Below are 2,455 nucleotides of genomic sequence, written 5' to 3' on the forward strand. Positions count from 1 at the left end.
TGTTGCACTTGAAATCCGAATCCAAGGACCTTTTGATTACGGCGGGTTTATAGGATGCCGTTGGTGTGCACGTGGTCTTCTGTTACTGGTAAGGTTTTATGCTGGTAGGAATAGACGGCATCTTGGATGGTGTTGATGTTTTTGCTGACGCTGACTAATACATCAGACATGCTGACGTTGCTGCCTTTGGTATTGACATTATCAAGCGTATCGCCGTTATGGGTGTTGGAGTTGGCATAAACATCAATATCCGATTCATAACGCAGCCAGGTTTTGTAGATTTGGCCTTTGATGTCGGTTACCAAGGTATTATTTGCCATATTTAAATTAGCATTAACCTTACCATCCCCGGTACTGCGGACTTCAACGATACCGTTATCCAGGTGTCCGTGTAGCGACAGGGTATTATTGGTAACGTTATATTCCTTGGCATTTGTACGCATAAAGGCAAATTCAGCATAACCGCCGGATTCTTCACGAACGGTAACGGCGTTGTTGTTTAGCGTAACCGAGCCATGCATCGGTACGTCGGAGTGATGTTCTTCAATATAGAAAGGAACAGCTCCGCTCTTTATTTTGCCAATATCAGCAACATTATCACTAATGTTGATGGTGCTGGTACCGATACCTTTTTCATGAGTTTGCGGGGCGTAGGTATCATTGATAACCGCCATCAGGTATTTGGTGGATTCGCCACTGATTTTGTTACCGGTAATGTTTAGTGTGTAATCCATTTTTTGTTCATGGTTACGGAATTCGATACCGTAGGTTTGGATATTGTCTTTATAGACCTCCAAGTTATTGATTGTGTTGTTGCTGATGTCAAAATAGCCTTTATCTTTACTGTGTAAGTCCCGGCGTTGCGTATTGGTCTGTACTTGGATACCTGAATACATATGGTAGTCGTATCCCGGGGTGTCATCGACGGCAAGACGGAACGAAGTGTCCTGTGTAATGACATTACCGGATATTTTGACGTTGTCCAGCGAGAATTGGCGGTTATAGACGGCAATCCCGTACAGGCGGTCGCCATTTAATGTGTTGTTTTCAATCAAGACGTTTGTGCCGTCATGTACATCCAAACCTTTCCGATAGTTGTGATCTGTTGTGTTTTTACGGTAGGTAATCCCGTAGTTGTAGCTACCTGCAGCGGCAGCCATACCATAGCCGGTACCGCCATCATCTTGGTGTCCGTTCCAAGATAAGAGATTGCCTTCTCCAAGGAAATTCTTCTGATAGGAAACCAGAGCACCGGCAACGCGGTTGTGGTGCAGCTTGGAATCAATAATACGGTTGTTTTCACCTAAAGGCAGTGAATCGTATTTGTCGTCGATGGAACCGTTGGCAACGCGATCTTTATAAGACAGTTTATAGCCGGCTTCACGCATGAGTGCGGCGGTAGAGGTAAAGGTTACGCCTGCACGGTTTGCACCAGATACTTCCACTTTGCTGATCAGGGTGTTGTCTGCATCGTTGACTAAAATACCGTTTACTTTACCGAAGTAGCTTAAATCTTTCCGGTAGAAGTCAGCATTGGTATATCGAACCGATAGGTCGGCAATCGTTTTACCATTTTGACCATCCACCAAGATACCTGCAAAGGCACGAACATCGTCGTGGTTGGTGTTGGAATTGAATATGCCGACTTGGGCTTTGTCGAAGTTAATCTGGGTTTTACCCATACCCGAACCGAAGATGCCTTTAACGCCGGAGGTATTATTGTCGATAACGATTTGATCAGAAATGTAATAAGTACCGTCCATAAACAGCATGGCTTTTTCTTTGTGGGCGGCTTCGAGTGCAGCTTTGATGGCAGCCAGACTGTCTTTTTTACCTGTAGGATCCGCACCGAAATCATTTACATTAATGTAGCGACCATATTGTTTGGATTCATATACTTTATAGTCGCCGGATTCCGATTGTTTGCCTTCGGCAGGATTATGGATATGGGCAGTCGCAGTCGTTCCTTTTTCAGCAGCAGGTTGCGTAGGAGAAACATTTTTGTTGTTTTGGTGTTGTGTTGCATTATTGTTGTCATCGGAAAGGTCGGTTACTTTGCCGGTGTTGTCTTGTGCCGGCAGTGTACTCTTGCCGACATGGGATTTATCGGATGATGGGTTGTCTGTTTTAGAGCCGGTATTTTTTGCAGGTTTGCTCATTTCTTCTTCGTTTGAAGAATGATTGCCCAGTTTATTTTCCGAATGTTTGATTTGTTCTGCACGGTTTTTTTCTGCCAGCTCGGCTTTTGCAGCAGCATCAGCAGCTTTACGGGCTGCTTCTGCCTTTTCGCGAGCACTGATGATGGCTGCTTTACGATCGATTTCTCGTTTTTGTTCCAAAGCTACACGTTCGGCTTCAGCTTTTTCTCGGGCTGCTTTGCGCTCGGCTTCAGCTCTTTCCTGAGCGGCCTTTTTCTCGGCTGCGGCTTTTTTCTCGGCTGCGGCCATGGCAATCT

Annotated in this window: 1 protein-coding gene; it reads right to left on the reverse strand. The window is 45.3% G+C overall.

The annotated features are described in order from the left end of the window. Positions 1-47: 47 nt before the first annotated feature. Positions 48-2,447 carry a right-handed parallel beta-helix repeat-containing protein gene (locus HMPREF2954_RS00090; protein ID WP_045073995.1) on the reverse strand — a complete coding sequence of 800 codons (2,400 nt, stop codon included), beginning with the start codon at positions 2,445-2,447 and terminating at the stop codon, positions 48-50. Between the last annotated feature and the right edge of the window lie 8 nt (positions 2,448-2,455).

Source organism: Neisseria sp. HMSC067H09, assembly GCF_001814135.1.
In the GTDB taxonomy this organism is placed as follows: Bacteria; Pseudomonadota; Gammaproteobacteria; order Burkholderiales; family Neisseriaceae; genus Neisseria.